This is a genomic window from Pseudorhodoferax sp. LjRoot39 (assembly GCF_964253035.1).
In the GTDB taxonomy this organism is placed as follows: Bacteria; Pseudomonadota; Gammaproteobacteria; order Burkholderiales; family Burkholderiaceae_C; genus Pseudorhodoferax.
In genome coordinates this window covers 5,617,432-5,639,592 of record NZ_CAXUQL020000001.1, presented here as the reverse complement: position 1 = coordinate 5,639,592, position 22,161 = coordinate 5,617,432, and the positions used below count along the sequence as shown (strand labels likewise).

The 22,161-nt window shown below is 71.2% G+C and carries 23 protein-coding genes; 10 read left to right on the top strand and 13 right to left on the bottom strand.

All coding sequences use genetic code 11. The features are described 5' to 3' along the window. The first annotated feature begins 4 nt into the window (after positions 1–4). The 3 genes from ACSQ4M_RS26230 to lgt all read left to right on the top strand — a co-directional run bounded on the left by ACSQ4M_RS26230 (position 5) and on the right by lgt (position 3,467). Positions 5–994, top strand: a complete 990-nt coding sequence (locus ACSQ4M_RS26230) for a Bug family tripartite tricarboxylate transporter substrate binding protein (RefSeq protein ID WP_436192329.1) — start codon at positions 5–7, stop codon at positions 992–994. A 23-nt stretch (positions 995–1,017) separates the two neighbouring features. Continuing rightward, entirely contained in the window at positions 1,018–2,544 is a 1,527-nt protein-coding gene (locus ACSQ4M_RS26225; protein WP_436192328.1) for a UxaA family hydrolase, read from the top strand. Positions 2,545–2,645: 101 nt separating this feature from the next. Further along, positions 2,646–3,467: a prolipoprotein diacylglyceryl transferase gene (gene lgt / locus ACSQ4M_RS26220; RefSeq protein WP_436192327.1), complete on the top strand. Its 822-nt coding sequence runs from the start codon at positions 2,646–2,648 to the stop codon at positions 3,465–3,467. 3 nt (positions 3,468–3,470) lie between these two features. Here lgt and ACSQ4M_RS26215 read toward each other — a convergent pair whose 3' ends face one another. The 3 genes from ACSQ4M_RS26215 to ACSQ4M_RS26205 are packed head-to-tail and all read right to left on the bottom strand — an operon-like array spanning position 3,471 to position 4,536. Beyond that, entirely contained in the window at positions 3,471–3,812 is a 342-nt protein-coding gene (locus ACSQ4M_RS26215; protein WP_436192326.1) for a tetratricopeptide repeat protein, read from the bottom strand. Next, a complete protein-coding gene (locus tag ACSQ4M_RS26210) occupies positions 3,809–4,033 on the bottom strand; it encodes an oxidoreductase-like domain-containing protein (protein WP_436192325.1) in 225 nt (74 codons plus the stop codon). Before ACSQ4M_RS26210 ends, ACSQ4M_RS26215 begins: the two co-directional genes overlap by 4 nt. Then, a complete protein-coding gene (locus tag ACSQ4M_RS26205) occupies positions 4,030–4,536 on the bottom strand; it encodes a CinA family protein (protein WP_436192324.1) in 507 nt (168 codons plus the stop codon). The genes ACSQ4M_RS26210 and ACSQ4M_RS26205 overlap by 4 nt, the downstream gene beginning before the upstream one ends. Before the next feature lie 148 nt (positions 4,537–4,684). On the opposite strand from ACSQ4M_RS26205, the gene ACSQ4M_RS26200 reads away from it, so the two are divergent. The 4 genes from ACSQ4M_RS26200 to ACSQ4M_RS26185 are packed head-to-tail and all read left to right on the top strand — an operon-like array spanning position 4,685 to position 9,408. Next, positions 4,685–5,353, top strand: a complete 669-nt coding sequence (locus ACSQ4M_RS26200; protein ID WP_436192323.1) for a GntR family transcriptional regulator — start codon at positions 4,685–4,687, stop codon at positions 5,351–5,353. Between the two features lie 22 nt (positions 5,354–5,375). Next, positions 5,376–6,797, top strand: coding sequence for a malonyl-CoA decarboxylase (locus tag ACSQ4M_RS26195; RefSeq protein WP_436192322.1), 1,422 nt, complete (start codon positions 5,376–5,378; stop codon positions 6,795–6,797). Positions 6,798–6,851: 54 nt separating this feature from the next. Then, positions 6,852–7,838 carry a Bug family tripartite tricarboxylate transporter substrate binding protein gene (locus ACSQ4M_RS26190; RefSeq protein ID WP_436192321.1) on the top strand — a complete coding sequence of 329 codons (987 nt, stop codon included), beginning with the start codon at positions 6,852–6,854 and terminating at the stop codon, positions 7,836–7,838. 19 nt (positions 7,839–7,857) lie between these two features. Beyond that, the gene (locus ACSQ4M_RS26185) at positions 7,858–9,408 is read left to right on the top strand and encodes a malonate--CoA ligase (protein WP_436192320.1); all 1,551 of its coding nucleotides are present in this window, start codon (positions 7,858–7,860) and stop codon (positions 9,406–9,408) included. A 315-nt stretch (positions 9,409–9,723) separates the two neighbouring features. Here the strand turns inward: ACSQ4M_RS26185 and ACSQ4M_RS26180 are convergent, their stop codons facing one another. From ACSQ4M_RS26180 to ACSQ4M_RS26165, 4 genes are read right to left on the bottom strand one after another with little or no spacing between them, the layout of a single operon-like run. Then, entirely contained in the window at positions 9,724–11,529 is a 1,806-nt protein-coding gene (locus tag ACSQ4M_RS26180; RefSeq protein WP_436192319.1) for a SulP family inorganic anion transporter, read from the bottom strand. Beyond that, positions 11,529–13,205: a TIGR01244 family sulfur transferase gene (locus ACSQ4M_RS26175; RefSeq protein ID WP_436192318.1), complete on the bottom strand. Its 1,677-nt coding sequence runs from the start codon at positions 13,203–13,205 to the stop codon at positions 11,529–11,531. Before ACSQ4M_RS26175 ends, ACSQ4M_RS26180 begins: the two co-directional genes overlap by 1 nt. Before the next feature lie 40 nt (positions 13,206–13,245). After that, the gene (locus ACSQ4M_RS26170) at positions 13,246–14,130 is read right to left on the bottom strand and encodes an MBL fold metallo-hydrolase (RefSeq protein ID WP_436192317.1); all 885 of its coding nucleotides are present in this window, start codon (positions 14,128–14,130) and stop codon (positions 13,246–13,248) included. A 4-nt stretch (positions 14,131–14,134) separates the two neighbouring features. After that, positions 14,135–14,326 carry a YgaP family membrane protein gene (locus ACSQ4M_RS26165; RefSeq protein ID WP_436192316.1) on the bottom strand — a complete coding sequence of 64 codons (192 nt, stop codon included), beginning with the start codon at positions 14,324–14,326 and terminating at the stop codon, positions 14,135–14,137. Positions 14,327–14,569: 243 nt separating this feature from the next. On the opposite strand from ACSQ4M_RS26165, the gene ACSQ4M_RS26160 reads away from it, so the two are divergent. Beyond that, positions 14,570–15,907, top strand: coding sequence for a sigma-54 interaction domain-containing protein (locus ACSQ4M_RS26160; protein WP_436192315.1), 1,338 nt, complete (start codon positions 14,570–14,572; stop codon positions 15,905–15,907). A gap of 7 nt (positions 15,908–15,914) precedes the next feature. On the opposite strand, the gene ACSQ4M_RS26155 is transcribed toward ACSQ4M_RS26160, so the two are convergent. The 5 genes from ACSQ4M_RS26155 to ACSQ4M_RS26135 all read right to left on the bottom strand — a co-directional run bounded on the left by ACSQ4M_RS26155 (position 15,915) and on the right by ACSQ4M_RS26135 (position 18,983). Then, positions 15,915–16,589, bottom strand: a complete 675-nt coding sequence (locus ACSQ4M_RS26155; protein ID WP_436192314.1) for a DUF599 domain-containing protein — start codon at positions 16,587–16,589, stop codon at positions 15,915–15,917. Continuing rightward, positions 16,586–17,032, bottom strand: coding sequence for a DUF6691 family protein (locus ACSQ4M_RS26150; RefSeq protein WP_436192313.1), 447 nt, complete (start codon positions 17,030–17,032; stop codon positions 16,586–16,588). The genes ACSQ4M_RS26155 and ACSQ4M_RS26150 overlap by 4 nt, the downstream gene beginning before the upstream one ends. 10 nt (positions 17,033–17,042) lie before the next feature. Next, positions 17,043–17,477, bottom strand: coding sequence for a YeeE/YedE family protein (locus ACSQ4M_RS26145; protein WP_436192312.1), 435 nt, complete (start codon positions 17,475–17,477; stop codon positions 17,043–17,045). A 7-nt stretch (positions 17,478–17,484) separates the two neighbouring features. After that, positions 17,485–17,805: a metalloregulator ArsR/SmtB family transcription factor gene (locus ACSQ4M_RS26140; RefSeq protein WP_436192311.1), complete on the bottom strand. Its 321-nt coding sequence runs from the start codon at positions 17,803–17,805 to the stop codon at positions 17,485–17,487. A gap of 245 nt (positions 17,806–18,050) precedes the next feature. Further along, positions 18,051–18,983, bottom strand: coding sequence for a LysR family transcriptional regulator (locus tag ACSQ4M_RS26135; protein ID WP_436192310.1), 933 nt, complete (start codon positions 18,981–18,983; stop codon positions 18,051–18,053). Between the two features lie 101 nt (positions 18,984–19,084). Here ACSQ4M_RS26135 and ACSQ4M_RS26130 point away from each other — a divergent pair, with 101 nt between their 5' ends. Then, the gene (locus ACSQ4M_RS26130) at positions 19,085–20,074 is read left to right on the top strand and encodes an NAD(P)H-quinone oxidoreductase (RefSeq protein WP_436192309.1); all 990 of its coding nucleotides are present in this window, start codon (positions 19,085–19,087) and stop codon (positions 20,072–20,074) included. Positions 20,075–20,085: 11 nt separating this feature from the next. Here ACSQ4M_RS26130 and ACSQ4M_RS26125 read toward each other — a convergent pair whose 3' ends face one another. Beyond that, positions 20,086–21,420, bottom strand: coding sequence for a PLP-dependent aminotransferase family protein (locus ACSQ4M_RS26125; protein WP_436192308.1), 1,335 nt, complete (start codon positions 21,418–21,420; stop codon positions 20,086–20,088). A gap of 89 nt (positions 21,421–21,509) precedes the next feature. Between ACSQ4M_RS26125 and ACSQ4M_RS26120 the strand changes: the two genes are divergently transcribed. Further along, a complete protein-coding gene (locus tag ACSQ4M_RS26120; protein ID WP_436192307.1) occupies positions 21,510–22,118 on the top strand; it encodes a DJ-1/PfpI family protein in 609 nt (202 codons plus the stop codon). The last annotated feature ends 43 nt before the right edge of the window (positions 22,119–22,161 follow it).

The following is a 22,161-nucleotide window of genomic DNA, read 5'->3' as shown; positions in this document are numbered from 1 at the left end:
CGACATGAACCCCACATCCAGGCGCGATGTCCTCAAGCTGGCCGCGGCCGGCTCCCTCAGCACGGCCCTGAGCGCGGGCGCATGGGCGCAGGCGCCGGCATGGCCCACCAAACCCGTGTCGTTGCTGGTGGGCTACCCGCCGGGTGGCCTGACGGATGCCGGCGCGCGCTTCCTCAGCCGCGGCATGGCCACGGCGCTGGCGCAGCCCGTGCTGGTCGAGAACAAGCCGGGTGCGGGCGGCAACATCGCCGCCGCCGAGGTCCAGCGTGCCAATGACCCCTACAAGCTGCTGGTGGCCAACACCAGCTTCACGATCAACCCGCACACGTATCCGACGGCCTCGCCGATTCCCACGGAGTTCACGCCCATCGGGCTGATCCTCGAATCGCAGCTGGTGCTGTGCGTCAACCCGGCCACGCCCGCACACAACCTGGCCGAGTTCGTGGCCTGGGTCAAGGCCGAGAGCGCCAGGGGTTTCAGCTATGCCTCTTCGGGCAACGGCGGCAACACGCACCTGGCCATGGAGTACTTCCGCGAGCGCACGGGCCTGCCCAAAATGAGCCAGGTGCCCTACCGCGGCAGCGCCCCGGCCATCCAGGACCTGGTGGGCAACCAGGTGCCCTGCCTGATGGATGCGGCGTCGCTGCTGATCCCGTTCATCGCCAGCGGCAAGCTGAGGCCCATCCTGGTGACCGGCAGCACCCGGCTGCCCGCGCTGGCCGATGTGCCGACGGCCACCGAACTGGGCGTCAAGGACTTCGTCGTCACGGTGTTCGTGGGCCTGTGGGGTCCACCCCGGATGCCAGCCGACATGGTGCACAAAGCCAATGCCGCGCTGAACGCCGCACTGGCCGACCCGTCGGTCAGTGGCCAGATCGTGAAAAACGGCGACATGGTGGGTGGTGGCACAGCGCAGCGCCTGGGCACCGTGACGCGTGACAACTACGCACTGTGGGGCGAGGTCGCCCGCAGAAACAACATCCGCGCGGAATAGGCCGCCACCACCGAAAGAAAGCGATGCGCCAAGACTCCCTCGCCCTGCGGCTGCACCCGAGCGACAACGTCGCGATCGCGCGACACGCCCTCGCCAGCGGCACGCTGCTGGCGGAATTCGATGGCCTGCGCGTGCTGGCCGATGTGCCCGCTGCGCACAAGCTGGCGCTGGTGCCGGTCGCGGCGGGCGAGCCCGTCAAGCGCTACGGCCAGATCATCGGCTTCGCCACCCAGGCCGTCAGCCCCGGCGAACACGTGCACACCCACAACCTGGCGATGGGCGCGTTCGCGCGCGACCACGCCTTCGGTGAGGACGCCAGGGTCTTGGTGCCGGCTGCCGAGCCGGCCACCTTCCAGGGCTTCGTGCGGGCCGATGGCCGCGTGGCGACGCGCAACTACATCGGCATCGTGAGCACGGTGAACTGCTCCGCCACCGTCACCAAGCTGGTGGTGGAGCATTTCGCCAAAGGCGATGCGCTGGAGGACTACCCGCATGTGGACGGCGTGGTGCCGATCACGCACAGCTTCGGCTGCTGCATCGAGCACAACGGCAGCGGCGTGCAGCAACTGCGCCGCACCCTGGGCGGCTTCGTGAAGCACGCCAACTTCGCCGGCGTGGTGGTGATCGGCCTGGGTTGCGAGGCCAACCAGATGGGCGCCTTGTTCATGGCCGAGGGCATCGAGGCGGGCAAGCTCATCGCGCCGCTGGTCATCCAGGAGCAGGGTGGCACGCGCAAGACGGTGGAGGCCGCCATTGCCGCGGTCGAGGCGATGCTGCCCGTGGCCAACCAGTGCCGGCGCGAGGCGGTGTCGGCCGCGCATCTGACCGTCGCGTTGCAATGCGGCGGCTCCGACGGGTATTCGGGCATCACGGCCAACCCTGCGCTCGGCGTGGCCGTGGACCTGCTGGTGGCGCAGGGCGGCACCGCCATCCTGAGCGAGACGCCCGAGATCTATGGCGCCGAGCACCTGCTCACACGCCGCGCCGCGTCGCGCGAAGTGGGCCAGGGCATCGTGGACCTGATCGGTTGGTGGGAGGGCTATGCGGAGCGCGAGAAGGGCAGCATCGACAACAACCCGACGCCGGGCAACAAGGCCGGCGGGCTGACGACGATCCTGGAGAAGTCGTTGGGAGCGGTGGCCAAGAGCGGTTCGACCGCGCTGATGGGGGTCTACCGCTACGCCGAGCCGATCACGGCCCGCGGCCTGGTGTTCATGGACGCACCGGGCTACGACCCCATGGGCGCGACGGGCCAGATCGCCAGCGGCGCGAACCTGGTCGCGTTCACGACGGGGCGCGGCTCGTGCTTCGGCGCCAAGCCCGCGCCATCGATCAAGCTGGCGACCAACACCAAGATGTTCCTGCGCATGCAGGAGGACATGGACATCAACTGCGGCGACGTGATGGACGGCGGCGCGACGCTGGAGTCCAAGGGCCGGGAGATCTTCGACCTGATGCTGCGTATCGCCTCGGGCGAGAAGTCCAGGAGCGAAGCGCTCGGCGTGGGCAACGAGGAAACGGTGCCCTGGATGATCGGCGCCCAGATGTAGGCGCGGCGTGGCAGCGGCCGATCGCCGCCGAGCCGGAGGCCACGGCCGCTGCGGTTCCGTACCCGGACCGAGCGCATTCGGGCTGACGGCACAATCGCGCGATGCTCATGTACCCCCAGATCGATCCGGTCGCGCTGCAGATCGGTCCTGTCGCCATCCACTGGTATGGCATCACCTACCTGGTCGCCTTCGGCCTGTTCATGTTCCTGGGCAACCTGCGGCTCAAGCACCAGCCCTTCGCGTCGCTGGTGCCGCCCTGGACGCGCAAGGATGTGGAAGACATCCTGTTCCTGGGCGTGGTCGGCGTGGTCGTCGGCGGGCGGCTGGGCTACTGCCTGTTCTACAAGCCCGGCCACTACCTCACGCATCCGCTGGAGATCTTCTATGTCTGGCAGGGCGGCATGGCCTTCCACGGCGGCATGCTGGGCGTGATCGCGGCCATGGTCTGGTTCGCGCGCTCGCGCCAGCGGCCCTGGATGCAGGTGGCCGATTTCGTCGCGCCCTGCGTGCCCACGGGCCTGGCGGCCGGCCGCGTCGGCAACTTCATCAACGGCGAACTGTGGGGCCGCTTCTCCAGCCCGGACCTGCCCTGGGGCATGGTGTTCCCGCAGAGCGGCTCGATGCTGCCGCGCCACCCCTCGCAGGTCTACCAGTTCCTGCTGGAAGGCCTGCTGCTGTTCGTGCTGCTGTGGCTGTACGCGCGCAAGCGCCGCGCCGAAGGCCAGGTCGCGGCCGCCTTCCTGATCGGCTACGGCCTGTTGCGCTTCACGGCCGAGTTCTTCCGCGAACCCGACGCCTTCCTCGGCCTGCTGTCGCTGGGCATGAGCATGGGCCAGTGGCTCTGCGTGCCCATGGTGCTGGCCGGCATCGCGATGTGGGTCTGGTGCGGGCGGCGCGGCGCTGGGGTGCCGGCCCGGGCCTGAGCCTCAGCCGCCCCGCGCGCGCTGCAGGCGCCGCAGGAACACGGTGATCTCCTTGACGGACTGCATGTCGCCGCGCTGGCCGGCCACCGCCAGGCCCTGGGTCCAGGCCGCTTCGGCCTCCTCGGTGTGGCCCAGTTGCTCCAGCGCCTTGCCGAGCAGCTTCCAGGCCGCCGAATAGTGCGGATCCTGGGCCGTGGCCTGCTGCAGGTGCACGGCCGCAGGCTGCGGCTGGCCTTCCTGCAACATTGCCTGGCCCAACCCGAAGCGCAGCAGCGCGCCATCGCGGCCGCTGGCCAGCAGCTTCTCGAGATTGGCGCGCAGCGCGGCGCGGGCCGCGGCCGTCATGCCGGAGCGGCCGAGGCCAGCAGGGCCTGGGCGTCCTCGCACCACCAGACCACGGCGCCCAGGTAGCCTTCCCAGACACAGCCGTTGCAGCCGCGGCCGCAGCAGGTGGTGGGCTCGGGCGGCGGTGCGCGCATGCCGGCGATACCGTGTGCCGCGAGCCGCGCTGCGATCGCCGCGATGGCGGTGCGTGCCGACGCCGCGTCGGTCGGAGGCGCCGTCATGGCGCCTCGGCCAGCACGGCGTCGAACAGCGCCAGCAGCTCGCGCGCGAACAGGTCCATGTTGGCGGCGCGCACGGTGCTGCCCGTCAGCACCGTGCGGCTGCGCTGCGCGGCGCCGACCACGGCCAGGCAGGCGCGGCCGGCCGGGTCGCCGGCCGGGCTGTCGGACGGGCCGGCCGCCCCGGTCTCGCCCAGGCCCCAGCTGGCGCGGTGGTTCGCACGCACCTTGCCGGCCAGCAGCAGCGCATAGGGCTCGGTTTCGGCGCGCAGCCCTTCCATGTCGGCCGGCACCAGGCCCAGCAGGGCCTTGCCGGCGCGGCGCGAGTAGACCACGGCGCCGCCCAGGAAGTAGCTGGACGCACCCGGTACGGCCAGCAGCGCGGCGGCGACCAGGCCGCCGGCCGAAGATTCGGCCACGGCCACGGTGTCGCGGCGTTCGCGCAGGCGCGCAGCGACACGGGTGGCCAGATCGGGCAGGGAGGGCAGTTCAGTGGAGGCGGACATGGGCCGCGATTGTGTCAGCCGCGCCGCGTGCGGCGTTTGCCGCTGGGTCAGCCACACCGCCAAAGTAATTAGCCATAATTACGGGAAATTACGGCGCCGCTTCCAGCTTCCAAGCCCGCGCGGCGCGTCCCGAACTGCCCACCACGCCATGCGCCCGGTCCGAAGCTCCCTGCACGACGAAGTCGCCGAGCGGCTGCGCACGCTGATCTTCGAGGGCGAACTGGCGCCCGGCAGCTTCATCGACGAGTCCGCGCTGTGCGCCGGCATGGCGATCTCGCGCACGCCCTTGCGCGAGGCGCTCAAGGTGCTCGCGGCCGAGGGCCTGGTGCGGCACGAGCCGCGCCGCGGCAGCTTCGTGAACCAGGTGACGTCGCAGGACCTGGACCAGATCTTCCCGCTGCTGGCGCTGCTGGAGGGCCGCGCCGCGTTCGAGGCCGCCCAGCAGGCAAGCGACGCCGAGCTGCAGGCGCTGCAGGCGCTGCACGAGCGGCTGCAGCGCCATGCCAGGGCCCGCCGCATCGCCGACTACTACGCCGCCAACGTCGCGATCCACGAGGCCATCATCGCGCTGACCGACAACCCCTGGCTGGCCCGCGTGATCGGCGACCTGCGCAAGCTGGCCAAGCTCGCGCGGCTGCAGCAGCTGCAGGCCCCCGGCCGGATCGAGCAGAGCTGCGCCGAGCATCTCGCGGTGTTCGCCGCGCTGCAGGTGCGCGACGCGCAGGCCGCGCAGGCCGCCATGCACGAGCACCTGGTGCGCCAGCGCGAGGCGCTGCGCGAGGTGGCGCGCAGCCAGGCCAACCGGATCGCTCCCTGAACATGCATTCCAAGGACACACCATGAACGCCACCGACTGGATTGCCCGCAGCCTGGCGCTGCTCAAACCGGCCGCCAAGCCGCCGGCTGCCACCCCGGACGCGCCCCGCCCGATGGCCGAGCGCCTGCGCGCCACGCTGCGCCGCGAGCCCGAAGCACTGACGCCCAGCGCGCTGCGCCGCCTGCTGGCGCAACTGCAGGCTGTGGTCGACCCGCATGTCAGCGAGGCCGAGGCCGGCCGCCGCGCCCAGAAGGTCATGGCCTGGTACGGCACGGCCACGGCAGCCGAGCGGCGCGACCTGTGGCTGCTGCTGGTCGAGCAGTTCGCGCCCGATGCCGACGAGGTGCGCGCCGCGCGCGAGCACTACGACGCCGTGCACGGCACGGCCGACCAGGGCGCTGCCGAGATCCGGCTGCGCAGCGCCTTCATCTCGCCGCGCACGCGCATGCTGCAGCGCTTCGCGGTCGACCCGCAGGGCCTGCACTTCCTGGTCGACCTGCGCGCCGAGCTGCTGCCGCAGCTCAAGTCCGAGCGCCGGCTGCAGCCGCTGGATGCCGAGCTGGCCGCGCTGTTCTCCAGCTGGTTCGACCTGCCGTTCCTGGAGCTGCGCCGCATCAGCTGGGACTCGCCGGCCTCGCTGATCGAAAAGCTCATCAAGTACGAGGCCGTGCACGACATCCGCAGCTGGGCCGACGTGAAGAACCGGCTCGACAGCGACCGCCGCTGCTACGGCTTCTTCCACCCGCGGCTGCCGAACGAGCCGCTGATCTTCGTCGAGGTGGCGCTGATCGACCACCTGGCCGGCGGCATCGGTCCGCTGCTGGACGAGCAGGCCGCCGTGCACGACATCGGCAAGGCCACGACGGCGATCTTCTACTCCATCAGCAACACCCAGACCGGGCTGCGCGGCGTGTCCTTCGGCGACTCGCTGATCAAGCGCGTGGTGGAGACGCTGCGCGCCGAGTTCCCCAAGCTCAAGCAGTTCGCCACGCTGTCGCCGATCCCGGGTTTCCGCGCCTGGCTCAGCAAGAACGCGGACGGCATGCTGGCGCGCATGCCCGACAAGGCGCGCGCCGAACTCGGCCGCGCGCTGGGCGCCAAGGTGCCCGAGGCCGGGCATGTGCTGGCCGCCACCGAGCACGTGCTGACGCTGGAGGAAAAATCCCCCACGCGCCAGTTCCTGCTGCGCTGCGCGGCCGAGTACCTGGGCCGCGAGCTCGACCAGGGCCGCCCGCTCGACCCCGTCGCGCGCTTCCACCTGGGCAACGGCGCGCGCGTGGAGCGGCTCAACTGGGCCGGCGACCCGTCGCCCAAGGGCCTCAAACAGTCCTGCGGGCTCATGGTCAACTATCTGTACGATCTGCGCCGGCTCGACAAGCACCGGGCCATGACGGCGGCGGGGAACATCCCGCTGTCGTCCGAGGTCGAGCGCTGGCTGCTCTGAGCGGCACACCGAGGCGGCGGCAGACCGCCTTGTTCCACAACGAAGGAGACACGCATGCACGTTCCCATCACGCGCCGCGGCGCCTTGCAGCTGGCTGGCGCAGGCCTGCTGCCCGCCGCGCTGGCGGCCCGCGCGCAGTCCGGCTGGCCCGGCAAACCCGTCACGCTGGTCGTGCCGTTCCCGGCCGGCGGCGGCACCGACGCCTTCGCGCGGCCGCTGGCCGCCCAGTTCGCCAAGCTCACGGGCAAGACGCTGGTCGTCGACAACAAGGGCGGCGCCGGCGGCACCGTGGGCGCCAGTGCCGCGGCCAGGCTGCAGCCCGATGGCTACGGCCTGTTCATGGGGGCCGTGCACCACGCCATCGCGCCCTCGATGTACCCCAAGCTCGACTACGACCTGGAGAAGGACTTCATCCCGCTCGCGCTGCTGGCCAACGTGCCGCAGGTGGTGGTGGTGAACCCCAGGCGCGTGGAGGCCGGCGATCTCAAGAGCTTCCTCGCGCTCGTCAAGCGCAACCCGGCGCGCTACAACTACGCCTCGGCCGGCGCCGGCACCTCGCACCACCTGGCGGGCGAGCTGTTCAAGCAGCAGACCGGCACCTTCATCACGCACATTCCCTACCGCGGTGCCGGCCCCGCGCTGGCCGACCTGATCGCCGGCAACGTGGACGTGATGTTCGACGGCCTGGGCTCCTCCGCCGCGCACATCAAGGGCGGCCGGATCAAGCCGCTGATGGTGTCGGGCGGCAAGCGCAATCCTGCGCTGCCCGACGTGCCCTGCGCGGCCGAGGTCGGCTTGCCCGACTACACCGTGACCACCTGGTATGGCCTGTGGGCGCCCAAGGGCACGCCTTCGGACATCCAGGCCCGCGTGGTTGAGGAGGTACAGCGCGCCGGCGCGACGGACGAGATCAAGACGGTCTGGGCCAGCAACGGCGCAGAATTCGGTACCCTCACGCCCGCGCAGTTCGGCCGCTTCGTGAGCGCCGAGATCAAGCGCTGGGCCGCCGTCGTGCAAGCGTCCGGCGCAAAACTCGAATGAGCCTTTTCTTCCCGCCACCATGAGCCCAGTCACCGAGAACCAGAACCTCTACGCCGCGCTGCGCGCAGCCTTCCCAGCCGACCTGGACGCCATTGCCGTCGACGCGACCGAGCCGGGTGGCCAGCCGCTGCGCTACAGCTGGGGCGACCTCGACCGCGCCAGCGCCATGATCGCCAACCTGCTGGAGTCGCTGGAGCTGCCGCCGGCTTCGCGCATCGCGGTGCAGGTCGAAAAATCGGTCGAGGCCGTGCTGCTGTACCTGGCCACGCTGCGCGCCGGCCACGTGTTCCTGCCACTCAACACGGCCTACCAGAGCGCCGAGATCGGCTACTTCGTCGGCAATGCCGAGCCGGCCGTCGTGGTCTGCAGCCCGGCCAACCACGGCTGGGTCAGCAAGATCGCGTTCCAGGCCGGCACGCGCTACGTGTTCACGCTGGGCGAGGACCGCAACGGCACCTTGCTCGAACGTGCATCGCACTGCAGCGACCAGCACACGCCGGTGCAACGCGGGGCCGATGACCTGGCCGCCATCCTGTACACCAGCGGCACCACGGGCCGCAGCAAGGGCGCCATGCTGAGCCACGGCAACCTGCTCAGCAACGCGCGCGTGCTCAAGGACTACTGGGGCTGGCAGAAGGGCGACGTGCTGCTGCACGCGCTGCCCATCTTCCATGTGCACGGGCTCTTCGTGGCGCTGCACGGCGCGCTGCTCAACGGCAGCAAGATGCTGTGGATGGCGAAGTTCGACCCCAAGGCGGCGATCGCCAGGCTGCCCGAGGCGACGGTCTTCATGGGCGTGCCCACGCTGTACGTGCGCATGCTGGCCGATCCCGCGCTGACCAAGGAGGCGGTGCGCAACATGCGCCTGTTCATCTCTGGCTCGGCGCCGCTCTTGATCGAGACCTTCAAGGACTGGCAGGCCCGCACCGGCCACACCATCTTGGAGCGCTACGGCATGAGCGAGACCGCCATGCTGACCTCCAACCCCTACCGTGCCGAGGACGGCGAGCGCCGCGGCGGCACCGTGGGCTTTGCGCTGCCGGGCGTGGACCTGCGCGTGGTGGACGACGCGGGCCAGCCGGTACCGCAGGGCGAGATCGGCGGCATCCAGGTGCGCGGCCCCAACGTGTTCCAGGGCTACTGGCGCATGCCCGAGAAGACGGCCGAGGAGTTCACGGCGGACGGCTTCTTCAAGACCGGCGACGTGGGCCGCGTGGACGCAGCCGGCTACGTGACCATCGTGGGCCGCAGCAAGGACCTCATCATCAGCGGCGGCTACAACGTCTACCCGGCCGAGATCGAGGGCTTCCTGAACGAGATGCCGGGCGTGGCCGAGAGCGCCGTGGTCGGCGTGCCGCATCCGGATTTCGGCGAGGTCGGCGTGGCCGTGCTGATCGGCAAGCCCGGCGCGGCGCTGGACGGCGAGGCGCTGCTGGGTGCGCTCAGGCAGCAGCTGGCCAACTTCAAGATCCCCAAGCGTGCCTTCGTGGTCGACAGCCTGCCGCGCAACACCATGGGCAAGGTGCAGAAGAACCTGCTGCGCGAGCAGCACAAGGGCTTGTTCGCTTGAAGGCTTCGTGCCAGCGCAGGTCGGCTTTCCTGTGGCTTGGGCTGGCGGCTTGTTGCGGGGTTGAAGGAAGCCGCTTGGAGTGGCTGCATTCGGCCAGTGGGCTAAGCCGTTCGTGCGGTAGGCGCTCCGCGCTGAACTTGGGCGGCTGATCCCTGCGATGGTGCCACCGTCGATGGCGAGGCCATCCCGCCTCGCTCATCGAAGGAGCTGCAACCATGGACACGATCATTCCTGCGGTCACTCCAGCAACGCAGTCAGAGCGGCGCTGCCGACTTTGGAAGTAACTCGCTCGCACGAGCGAGCACTGCGCGATCTTCAGGGGCATGGTGCCGATCCTGGAAGCTCGCCCAGCGCCTCGGGCGCCAGCGCCGCCACTGCCTGGTAGTGCGTGAGGAACACCGGACCACCGAGCTGCTGCAGCAGCGCCGTGCCCTGCAACCGGTCCATCACCGGTCCCTTGACCTCGGACAGGTGCAGCGTGATGCCCGCGTCGCGCAGGCGGTGCGCGATGGCCTCCAGGCTTTCCAGCGCGCTGGCGTCGATGGCGTTGATGGCCGCGCACTGCAGCACCACGTGGCGCAGCGCGGGCTGGGCGGCCACGGCGTCGTTCACATGGTCTTCCAGCGCGCGGGCGTTGGCGAAGTACAGGCTCTCGTCCACGCGCAGGCCCAGCAGCGCGGGGCTGGTGCGCACGGGGTGGCGCAACACGTTGCGGAAGTGCTCGGTGCCCGGTACCAGGCCCACGGTGGCGATGTGCGGCCGGCTGGTGCGCCACAGGTACAGCGCCAGCGACACACCTACGCCCACCAGCAGCCCGGCCTCCACGCCCAGGCCCAGGGTGGCGAGCAGCGTGGCGGCCACGGCTGCAAAGTCGGGCTTCGAATACGCCCAGGTGCGGCGCAGGATGCCGAAATCGGCCAGCGACAACACGGCCACGATGATGGTGGCCGCCAGTGTGGCCTGGGGCAGGTGGTGCAGCGCCGGCGTGAGCAGCAGCGTGGCCAGCAGGATGCCGATGGCCGTGAACACGCCGGCCGCGGGCGTCTGCGCGCCGGCGTCGAAGTTCACTACCGAACGCGCGAAGCCGCCCGTGACCGGAAAGCCACCCGTGAAGGCCGCGCCCAGGTTGCTCGCGCCCAGCGCCACCAGCTCCTGGTCGGGCGCGATGCGCTGGCGCCGCTTCGCGGCCAACGTCTGGCCCACCGAGACGGATTCCACAAAACCCACGACGCTGATCAACAGCGCCGGCACGGCGAGCTGGCGCCACAGCGCCGGGTCCCAGCTGGGCAGCGTGAAGGGCGGCAGGCCCGGCGGAATGGCGCCCACCACCTTCAGGCCCTGGGCCTGCCAGTCCAGCGCCCAGGCCAGCAGCGTGGTGACGGCAATCGCCGTCACCGGACCGGCCTTGGCCAGGAAGTCGGCGGCCTGCGGCGGGAGGCCCCAGCGCACCAGCAGCGGCTTGAGCCGCTGGCGCACCCAGAGCAGGAAGGCCGTGGCGAGCACGCCCACCACCAGCGTGCGCAGGTCGGTCTGCGGCGCCTGGCGCGCGAGGTCCAGCAGCAGCCCGGCGAAGTGCTGACCCTGCGCCTGCACGCCCATCAGCGTCTTGAGCTGGCTGGCCGCGATCAGCAGCGCCGAGGCGGTGATGAAGCCCGAGATCACCGGGTGGCTCAGGAAGTTGGCGATGAAGCCCAGCCGCAGCAGCCCCATGGTCAGCAGCATCGCGCCCGACAGGAAGGCCAGCGTGATGGCCACCGGCCAGTACGCGGCCGAGCCCGGCGCGGCATGTTCGCCCACGGCCGCGGCCGTCATCAGCGAGACGACGGCCACTGGCCCCACGGCCAGCACGCGGCTGCTGCCGAAGACGGCGTACAGCAGCAGCGGCGCCACGCTGGCGTACAGCCCCACCTCGGGCGGCAGGCCGGCCAGCAGCGCGTAGGCCAGGCTCTGCGGGATCAGCATGATGGTGACGATCAGCGCCGCCACCGCATCGCTGGCGAAGCTGGCGCGGTCGTAGTGCCGGCCCCAGTCGAGGATGGGCAGGGCGGGCAGCAGGCGGCGCCAGGCCGCGGGCGCTGCCGTGGCGCCGGGCGCGGTCCCGGCGGCGGGCAGCGCGGCCATCAGCCCACCATCTCGGGCTGGGCCATCCACTCGCGGCCCTTGAGCATGCCGTCCCAGTACAGCGGAGGCAGGATGCGCTCCTTCAGCAGCCAGGCCAGCGACGAAGGCCGCGTGCCGTCGATCAGCCACTTGGGAAAGCTGGGCGCGAGCTTGCCGCCGTAGGTGAACTCGGCCAGCACGATCTTGCCGCGCTCCACCGTGAGCGGGCAGGAGCCGTAGCCGTCGTACTGCGCATCGCCCTTGGCCGTGCCACGCGTGACGAGCAGGTTGTGCGCCACCACGGGTGCCTGCTTGCGCGCGGCCGCGGCGGTCTTGGCGTTGGTGGTGTTGGCGGCGTCGCCCAGCGCGAAGACGTTGGCGAACGTCCTGTGGCGCAGCGTGGCCGGGTCCACGTCGACCCAGCCGGCGGCGTCGGCCAGCGGGCTCACGCGCACGAAGTCCGGCGCCTTCTGCGGCGGCACGGCGTGCAGCATGTCGAACTCGCGCACGGTGCGCTCCTTGCCGCCGTCGGGCAATGCGCGGCTGAAGGTGGCGCGGCGCGCGGGTCCGTCCACGGCCACCAGCGTCTCGCCGAAGTTCAAATGGATGCCGTAGGCCTGCACGTATTCCATCAGTGCGGGCACGTAGTCGGCCACGCCGAACAGCACGGCGCCGGCGTTGCAGAACTGGATGTCCACGGCCGGCAGCACGCCGGCGCTGCGCCAGTGGTCGGCCGAGAGGTACATGGCCTTCTGCGGCGCGCCCGCGCACTTGATGGGCATGGGCGGCTGGCTGAAGATGGCGCGGCCGCCCCTGGCGCGCGCGAGCTGCTGCACCAGTTCCCAGGTGTAGGGGGCCAGGTCGTAGCGGTAGTTGCTGGTCACGCCGTGGCGGCCCAGCGTGTCGGTCAGGCCTTCGATGCCGTGCCAGTCCAGCTTGAGGCCGGGGCAGACCACGAGCTGTTCGTAGCGCACGACACGGCAGCCGTCCAGCACCACGGCGTTGCGCTCGGGCTCGAAGGCGGCCACGGCGGCCTTGAGCCAGTGCACGCCGGGCGGCAGCACGCTGGCCAGGGTGCGCGCGGTGCTGGCCGCGTCGAACACGCCGGCGCCCACCAGCGTCCAGCCCGGCTGGTAGTAGTGCACGTCGGCCGGGTCGATGATGGCGATGTCCAGCTTCGGGTCGCGCGCCAGCAGGCTGGAGGCCACGGCGATGCCGGCCGCGCCGCCACCCACGATGAGCACGGCGTGCGCGGCGTCGGCCACCTCCACCGGCGTCCTGCCGCCGTTGGCGATGCGCCGCACCACGCCCTTGAGGTCGAAGCCGGCGCGCGCGGCGGTCTCCAGGATCTGCGGCAGCGGCAGGCGGCCGGCCTGCGACAGCGCCCACATGGTCGTGGAGCGCGTGCCGGTGCGGCAGAAGGCCAGCACGGGCTTGGACAACTGCTCCATCAACGTGCCGAAGGCGGCGCCCTGCGCGTCGGTGACCTTGCCGGATTCGGCGGGCAGGTAGTGGGCCTGCAGGCCGGCGGCATGGGCGGCGCGCGCGATCTCGTCGAAGCCGGGCTGGTCGGCACCTTCGCCGTCGGGGCGGTTGCAGACGATGGCCTGGAAGCCGGCCGCGCGCACGGCCTCGATGTCGGCGGCCGTGATCTGCGGGGAGACCGAGAGCGCGTCGGTCAGGGGGCGGATGTCCATGGGGCTGTCTCCGTTGCGTGTTGTTGTGGACGAGCGGCGGTCAGAGCGCGTTCAGCGGGATCTTCAGGTAGCGCGTGCCGTTGTTCTCGGGCGGCGGAAGTTCACCGGCGCGCATGTTCACCTGCACCGAGGGCAGGATCAGCACGGGCATGGCCAGCGTGGCGTCGCGGGCCTGGCGCATGGCGACGAAGGCGTCCTCGCCGATGCCGTTGCGCACGTGGATGTTGGCCTCGCGTTGTTCGGCCACGGTGGTGACGAATTTCACTTCGCGCCCGCCGGGCTGGTAGTCGTGGCACATGTAGAGCTTTGTCTCGGGCGGCAGGCTCAGCACCCGGTGGATGCTGCGGTACAGCGTGCGCGCGTCGCCGCCGGGGAAGTCGCAGCGCGCCGTGCCGTAGTCGGGCATGAACAACGTGTCGCCCACGAAGCCGGCGCTCTGCGTGCCGTCGCCCACCACGTAGGTCATGCAGGCCGGCGTGTGGCCGGGCGTGTGCATGGTGCGCGCCTGCAGTGCGCCGATGGCGAAGGTCTCGCCGTCGGCGAACAGGTGGTCGAACTGGCGGCCGTCCTGCGCGAAACCCTCGCCCGCGTTGAACAGCCCGCCGAACACCTTCTGCACGGTGGTGATGTGCTGGCCGATGCCGGTGCGCCCACCCAGCGCCTGCTTCAGATAGGGCGCGGCCGAGAGGTGGTCGGCATGCACATGTGTCTCCAGCAGCCACTGCACGCTGGCGCCGAGTGCGCGCACGCGGGCGATCAGTTTGTCGGCACTGGCGTGCGCCGTGCGGCCGGACTTGGGGTCGTAGTCCAGCACGCTGTCGACGATGGCGCACTGCATCGTCGCCTGGTCCAGCACGATGTAGCTGACGGTGGAGGTCGCTTCGTCGAAGAAGCCTTCGACCTGCAGGGTGGGGCGGGCGGGCATGGGCTCAGTTCCGGACGCGGCAAGTGTTGATGCCCAGCAGGCTGTAGAGCGGGCAGTTGCCGATGGCGCCCGTCAGCAGCGGCACCACGCCGATCCAGCTCCACGGCCCGACCGTGCCGGTGGCGGCGAGGGCGATCAGCGCAAGCCCGGCGACGATGCGCAGGGTGCGGTCCAGGGTGCCTGCATTGGTCTTCATGGTGGGGTCTCCTTGGGGTGGGTTGTGCTGCACGCAGGGCAGCGGTGCATTACCCATATCAAGAGGCATGCCAGCCGGGTATTTGCAGGCGGCTCCTGCAAGTGGTTGATGTGATTGAACTTTCTGAGGTGCTGATGGGCGAGGCCGTGACGGGGTAACTTGGCAGTCGAGATCTGGCAGTGTTTTGGCAGTCATATGGCAGTCATGTGTCAGACGTGGCAGTCCCGCCGCACAATCACGACCATGCCGCACGACAACGACACGCCCACCGCCGCCCCCATGCAGGCCCTGCTGTCCTACCTCGAGCACGAGGCCCAGCCCATGATCGTGCTCGACCCCGGCTACCACATCCTGGCCGCCAACACCGCCTACCAGCGCCAGTTCGGCGCCGTGGGCAAGCCCTACCTGGGCGAGAAGTGTTACCGCGTCTCGCACCACTACGACGTGCCCTGCGACCAGGCCGGCGAGCACTGCCCGATGAAGAAGGCGCTGGAGCAGAAGGGGCCGGACCGCGTGCTGCACATCCACCACACGCCGCGCGGCCCCGAGCATGTGGATGTGGAGTTGCGCCCCATCCTCGATGCGCGGCGCGAGGTGGTGGCCTACGTGGAGCGCCTGGCCACGGTGCGCAGCGCCTCGGCACGGCCCAGCGGCGAGGGCCTGGTGGGCCAGTCGCCCGCCTTCAACGCCGCCATCGAGGCCGTGCAGCGCGTGGCGCCGTCCATGCTGCCCGTGTTGCTGCTGGGCGAGTCGGGCACGGGCAAGGAGTTGTTCGCGCGTGCCGTGCACGAGGCCAGCCCGCGCGCACGCGGCCCCTTCGTGGTGGTGGACTGCTCGGGCCTGACCGAGACGCTGTTCGAAAGCGAACTCTTCGGCTACGAGAAGGGCGCCTTCACGGGCGCCCATGCGCGCAAGCCCGGCCTGGTGGAGACGGCGCAGGGCGGCACGCTGTTCCTCGACGAGATGGGCGACGTGCCGCTGGCCATGCAGGTCAAGCTGCTGCGGCTGATCGAGTCCGGCACCTTCCGCCGCGTGGGCGGGCTGGAGACGCTGCAGTCGGACTTCCGCCTCGTGGCGGCCACGCACAAGCCGCTGCAGCAGATGGTGGAGGACGGCCGCTTCCGCCAGGACCTGTACTACCGCATCAGCGCCTTCCCCATCGCGCTGCCACCGCTGCGCGAGCGGCTGGACGACATCGCGCTGCTGGTGCAGTCCTTCCTGCAGCGCGCTGCCGCCGGCCAGCCACGGCTGGTGGTGGAGCCGGCCGCCATGGCGCGGCTGCAGGCCCATGCCTGGCCCGGCAACATCCGCGAACTGCGCAACGTGCTGGAACGCGCGCGGCTGTTCGCCGACGACGGGGTGGTGCGCGTGGCGCATCTGCCGCCGTCGCTGGGTGCCGTGCCGCCGCAGGCCGTTGCCGCCGCCGTGGCACCGGCTCCAGGCGCTGCGGCCGAGGTGGACGAGGCCGCCATCCGCCACGCCGTGGCCACGCTGCGCGGCACGCGCAAGCAACTTGCGCAACAGCTCGGCCTGAGCGAACGCACCCTGTACCGGCGGCTCAAGGCGCTGGGGTTGGGATGAGGGGCGTTCAGGCGTCCCCGATGCCCTGCGACTCGGCGGCCACCCGGTCGAACGCATACAGCACCCATGCCACCACCAGCGCCGCGACCGGCCCGGCGAACGGGTGCAGCATGGCTGCCACCACGGGTGCCACCAGCACCAGCTGCCGCAACCCGAAGCCGTACAGCAGGCCGGCCTTGCGCACGTAGCGCACGCCCAGCGGCGTCCAGCGGACGCGGGCTTCGGAATCCACCGGCATGCCGCCGACGAAGCCCGCGTGGTTGTAGAAGCGCACGGCCATCAGCGTGGAGACCAGCGAGGCGAACAGCAGCGACAGCAGCACGAGTTCGAGCAGCAGGCGCGGCGTGACCAGGGTGAGAGACGCCACGTCCGCTGCGTGGTCCACGATGGCGTGCAGCGAGGGCGCGGCCAGCGTGACCGTGCCCATCAGCGCCAGCGCGGCGGTGGAGGCCAGCATGGTGGCCGACATCAGCGAGTTGCGCAGCGTCTGCACCGCCAGCACCTCGGAGCCCTTGGCGGCGGACACGGCGAGGAACCAGTCCTCCCGCAAGCGCGCATGCGCCGAGCACGCCACCTGCCCGGGGCGGCGGCGCTGCAGCAGCACCAGCACGGCTTCGTACAGCAGCACCAGGGCCAGCGTCGCCAGCACCGCGAGCCAGCTGCCTGCGACCGCGGCGCTCACCGCGCCGGCTGGGCGGGGGCGGACGGACCGGCCGGCCGGCGCTCCAGCAGCTCGAAGATCCCCATGCCGGCCAGCATGGCCAGCACGAACACGGCGGCCTTGGCCTCGCCCATGCCGAGGGCCACCAGCGCGGGCCCCGGACAGAAGCCGGCGATGCCCCAGCCGATGCCGAACAGCAGCCCACCGCCGACCAGGCGCCGGTCGATGCGGCTGCCCTGGGGCAACTGCATCTCCAGCCCGAGCAGGCTGCGCGTGCGGCTCTTGGCCAGCGTGAAGGCCACGAGGCCGACGGCGATGGCGCCGGCCATCACCAGCGCCAGCGACGGGTCCCAGGCCCCGGCGAGATCCAGGAAGCCCAGCACCTTGGCTGGGTCGGCCATGCCGGAGAGGATGAGGCCCAGGCCGAAGACCAGGCCGGCGAGCAGGGCGGTGATGATGGGCATGGCGTGCTCCTCAGGCGGACAGCAGGTGGCGGATGACGTAGACGGTGGCGAAGCCCGCGCCCATGAAGGACAGCGTGGCCACCAGCGAGCGCGGCGACAGGCGTGACAGCCCGCACACGCCGTGGCCGCTGGTGCAGCCCGACCCGTAGCGCGTGCCCACGCCGACCAGCAGGCCGGCGGCGACCAGTGCGCCCCAGCCGGCGTCGATCTGCGGGCGGGGCAGGGCGGTGACCAGCGCGTAGACCAGGGGTGCGCCGACCAGCCCGGCCAGGAAGGCGAGCCGCCAGCCCACGCCGCCCGACGCGGGCCGCAGCAGCCCGCCCAGGATGCCGCTGATGCCGGCGATGCGGCCGTTGAACAGCACGAAGATGGCGGCCGCCAGACCGATGAGGGCGCCCCCTGCCAATGCGGCATAGGGCGTGAAGGCGTTCCAGGCGATGGTCATGGTGGGGTCACTCCTTGGGACAGTAGAGGCGGTACAGCAGCTCCAACACCTTGAGCAGGTTCCTGTCGGCCACGCTGTAGAAGATCTGCTTGCCTTCGCGGCGCGTCTCGACCACGCCCTCGTTGCGCAGCACGCCGAGTTGCTGCGACAGCGTGGGCTGGCGGATGCCCAGCGTGGCCTCCAGGTCGCTCACGCACATCTCGCCCTGCGAGAGCTGGCACAGCAGCAGCAGCCGGTCTTCGTTGGCGAGCACCTTGAGCGTGGCCACGGCCGTGCCTGCGGCTGCGCGCAGGGCTTCGGGATCGATGAGGACGCGGGCGGAGGGCATGGCAGTTCTTTGTTTACGGGTCACATAATATATGGAGATATAAAATGTATGTTGTGAATGTGTGAACTGCCGTGCGTCCAGGCAGCGTGGGTCAGAACACCCAGGGCACGAAGCGCCAATAGCGCGAACTGCGCCTTCGACGCGCTGGACCCGCAGCCCACCGTGGTCGGCACGGCCGAAGGCAAGGGCAACGGGCGCTCGCAGCGGCCGTTCAGGGCTGTTGATCGAAGGAGAGCAATGGGCGCTCAGCTGCCATTCACATCTCCCGCCGGCCCACCAACAGTCACGGACAAAGGCGCCGCTCGGTCACCAGATGCCCCCAATGCCTCGACCAGAAACTCCGCCGTCGCCCTGACCCTCGCCGTGCGCTGCAGATCCGGGTGCATGACCAGCCAGACCTCGTGGTCGGCCGCACGCCGGCGCTGCGGCCACACGCGCACCAGGCCGTCGCGCTCGCCCATGCGCACCGGCATCTCGCCCAGGCCGATGCCGGCCGCGACCGCCTTGCGCAGCAGCAGGCTGGAGTTGACCGCCATCGCGATGCGGGCCTGGCGTGCCGGCACCTCGGCCACGGTCGCGCAGGCCTTGTTCTCCAGGTAGGGGGCGTAGGCCACGACCTGGTGGCCGCGCAGCTCGTCCTCGGCTCGGGGTTCGCCGTAGCGTGCGAGGTAGGCGGCGCTGGCGAACAGGCCCACGGGCCAGGACGCCACGCGGCGCACCACGAGGTCCGGCGCTTCGGGCCGCACGTTGCGCAGGGCGATGTCGGCCTGGCGCCGGCCGAGGTTGAGCACCTGGGTGGAGACCTCCAGGTCCACGCGGATCTGCGGCCAGCGCTGCTGCAGGCGGGCGATGGCGGGCAGCAGGTACTCCGCCGCGATGGTGTCCGAGCTGGTCACGCGCACCAGCCCCGCGGGGTGCTCGTCCTGGCCCTCGATCTTGCTGCGCAGGTCCAGGGCCGCGGTCTCCATGCGCCGTGCCGCGTGGAGCGCGGCTTCGCCGGCCGCGGTGAGCAGGTAGCCGTCCCGGGCGCGCAGGAACAGCTTGGCGCCGAGCTCGGCTTCCAGTGCATTCAGGCGCCGTCCCACCGTGGCCTGGTCGATGGCCAGGCTGCGCGCCGCCGCGCGCAGAGAAGGCTGGCGCGTCACGGCGAGGAAGATGCGGGCGTCGTCCCAGTTCATGGCTGTTGTGGTGATGCAGATTTGCAGCACTGTAGAGCGGAATCGCTGCGCTTTGCATGCGCTGTCCGGGCCTAAGCTGCGCAGCCATGACACACCTCACCATGCAAGCCATCGTCTTCGACCACTTCGGCGGCCCCGAAGTGCTCGTGGCCCGCGCCGTCCCGCGCCCCGAACTCCGCCCGCACGACCTGCTGGTGCGCAATGCCGCCATCGGCGTGAACCGTGCCGACATCGCGCACCGCAAGGGCGCCTATGGACGCGCCCACTTCGGCGACGCAGACACCATGGGCCTGGAGATCGCCGGCACCGTGGTGGAGGCCGGGCCGCAGGTGCAGGGCTTCGCCGTGGGCGACCGCGTGATGGGCATCGTGGGCGGCGGTGCCTACGCGGAGTATTCGCGCATCGACCACCGCATGGCCATGCCGGTGCCGCCGGGCCTGGCACTGGCCGATGCGGGCGCGGTGGCGGAGGTCTTCGTGACCGCGCACGAGGCCTTGTTCCACCTGGCCCGGCTGCAGGCCGGCGAATCGGTGCTGGTGCATGCGGCGGCGGGCGGCGTCGGCTCGGCCGCGGTGCAGCTGGCGCATGCGGCCGGTGCGCGCGTGTTCGCCACGGCCGGCGGCGACAAGCGCGCGGCCGTGGCGGGCTTCGGCGCCGATGTCTTCATCGACCACCGCGGCGAGGACTTCCAGGCCGTCGTGGCGCGCGAGACCGCGGGCCAGGGCGTGGACGTGGTGATCGACTTCGTCGGCGCGCCCTACCTGGAGCGCAACCTGCGTTCGCTCGCGCCGGGCGGCCGCCTGGTCGTCGTGGGCCTGCTGGGCGGCGCCGAGCCAGCACCCCTGCCGATGGACCTGCTGCTGTTCCGCCACCTGCAGATCTTCGGCACGGTGATGAAGTCGCGCCCGCCCGCGGTCAAGCAGGCCATGGTGCAGCGCTTCGCCGCGCGCTGGCTGCCCGCGCTGGCGGATGGCAGCGTCCGGCCCGTGATCGACAGCCGCTACCCGCTGGCCGAGGCCGCCCAGGCGCACCGGCGCATGGAATCGGGGCAGAGCGTGGGCAAGATTCTGCTGCTGCCGGACGCGGCCTGACCGGGGGGCGGTCAGAGCGGCTGTGCGTCGATCACCCGGCGCACCGTGGCCAGGGCCGTGCCCAGCGCGTCCAGCGGCACCGATCCCAGGGCCAACCGCAGCGCATGCGGCACCTGCCCGCCGGCCGAGAACGGCTCGGCCGTGGACACCGCCACACCTTCGTGCAGCAGGGCCTGCGCCACCTTGTCGGCCCGCTGTTCCGCGGGCAGCGGCAGCCAGACGAAGTAGCCGTGCGGATGTCGCACCGGGCGCAGCCCGGCGAACGCCTGGCCAGCCAGCGCCTGCCGCGCGGCGGCGTCCGCGCACTTGCCGGTTTCGAGCCGCAGCACGGTGCCGTCCTCGATCCAGCCGCAGGCGATGGCCGTCATCACGCCGGGCGTGTTCCAGGTCGTCGCGCGGATGGCGCGTTCGATGCGCGCCATGCAGTCCGCAGGCGCGGCGACGAAGCCCACGCGCAGGCCCGTGGCCACGCTCTTGGACAGGCCGGACACGTAGACCGTGCATTCGGGCGCCAGCGCGGCCAGCGGTGCGGGCGGACTGGGCGCGAGGAAGGCATAGGCCGCATCCTCGATCAGCAGCAGCCCATGGCGGCGCGCGATGGCCACGAGCTGGCGGCGTCGGACCAGGCCCATGACCCAGCCCAGCGGGTTGTGCAGCGTGGGCATGGCGTAGACGGCGCGCACGCGGCGGCGCTGGCACAGCGCTGCGAGCGCGTCCAGGTCGGGGCCGGCACCAGCGGCCGGCAGCGGCGCCAGTTCGAGCCGGTGCGCCTGGGCCAGCAGCTTGAAGCCCGGGTAGGTCAGGGCGTCCACGGCCACCACGTCGCCGGGCTGCAGCAGGGCCATCACGGTGACTGCCAGGCCATGCTGGGCGCCGTCGACGATGGCCACCTGTTCGGGCGCGACCGCCAGCCCGCGCAGCGCCAGGTGCCGGGCCACCGTGGCGCGCTCGTGCGGCCGCCCGCCGTGCGGCTGGTAGCGCAGCAGCGCGTCGAGGTCGCCTGCCGCGGCCAGCTGGCGCAGCGCCGCGCGCAGCAACTCGGCCTGGCCGGGCAGGGCGGGGTGGTTGAAGTTGAGGTCGACCATGCCGGCCGCCGTGGCCTGCTGGTCGATGCCCAGGCCGGGCGGCAGCGCGGCCTCGCGCACGAAGCTGCCGCGCCCGGCCTCGCCGCTGACCAGGCCCATGGCCTGCAGCTCGGCGTAGACGCGCGTGGCCGTCACGAGCGCCAGGCCCTCGCGCGCGGCCAGCTGCCGGTGCGTGGGCAGCCGCGTGCCGGGCGCCAGGTGGCCGGCGCGGATCTCGGCGGCGAGCGCATCGACCACGGATTTGTAGCGGGCCTGGACCATCGGGCACCCCAATGTATTCAATACAATTTTTTGATTGTATTGAGTGATGTGCCTAGCATGGCAGCATCTGCAACCCCACGGCTCACACCATGCACATCGCCATCCTGACCTTCGACGGCTTCAACGAACTCGATTCGCTGATCGCGCTCGGCATCCTGAACCGCGTCAAGGCGCCGGGCTGGCGCGTCTCCATCGCCAGCCCCATGCCGTCTGTGCGCTCGATGAACGGCGTGGTGCTGCAGGCTCAGGCCACGCTGGCGCAGGCCTGCACGGCCGATGCCGTCGTCGTCGGCAGCGGCGTGCGCACGCGCGAGGTGGTGGCCGATGCCGCGCTGATGGCGCAGCTGCGGCTGGATCCGGCACGCCAGCTGCTGGCCGCGCAATGCTCGGGCACGCTGGTGCTGGCGCGGCTGGGCCTGCTGCAGGGCCTGCCGGCCTGCACCGATCTGACCACCAAACCCTGGGTGCAGGAGGCTGGTATCGCCGTGCTGGAGCAGCCCTTCGTGGCGCGCGGCAACGTGGCCACGGCCGGCGGCTGCCTGGCCTCGCAGTACCTGGCCTGCTGGCTGATCGCGCGGCTGCAGGGCGAGGCCGCCGCGCGCGAGGCCATGCACTACGTGGCGCCGGTGGGCGAGAAGGAGGACTATGTGGAGCGCGCCATGCGCCACGTCGCGCCGTCGCTGGCCCCGGCTGCGTGACGCACAGGTGGCGTCGCTATCATCGTCGCCACTCCAGAGACAA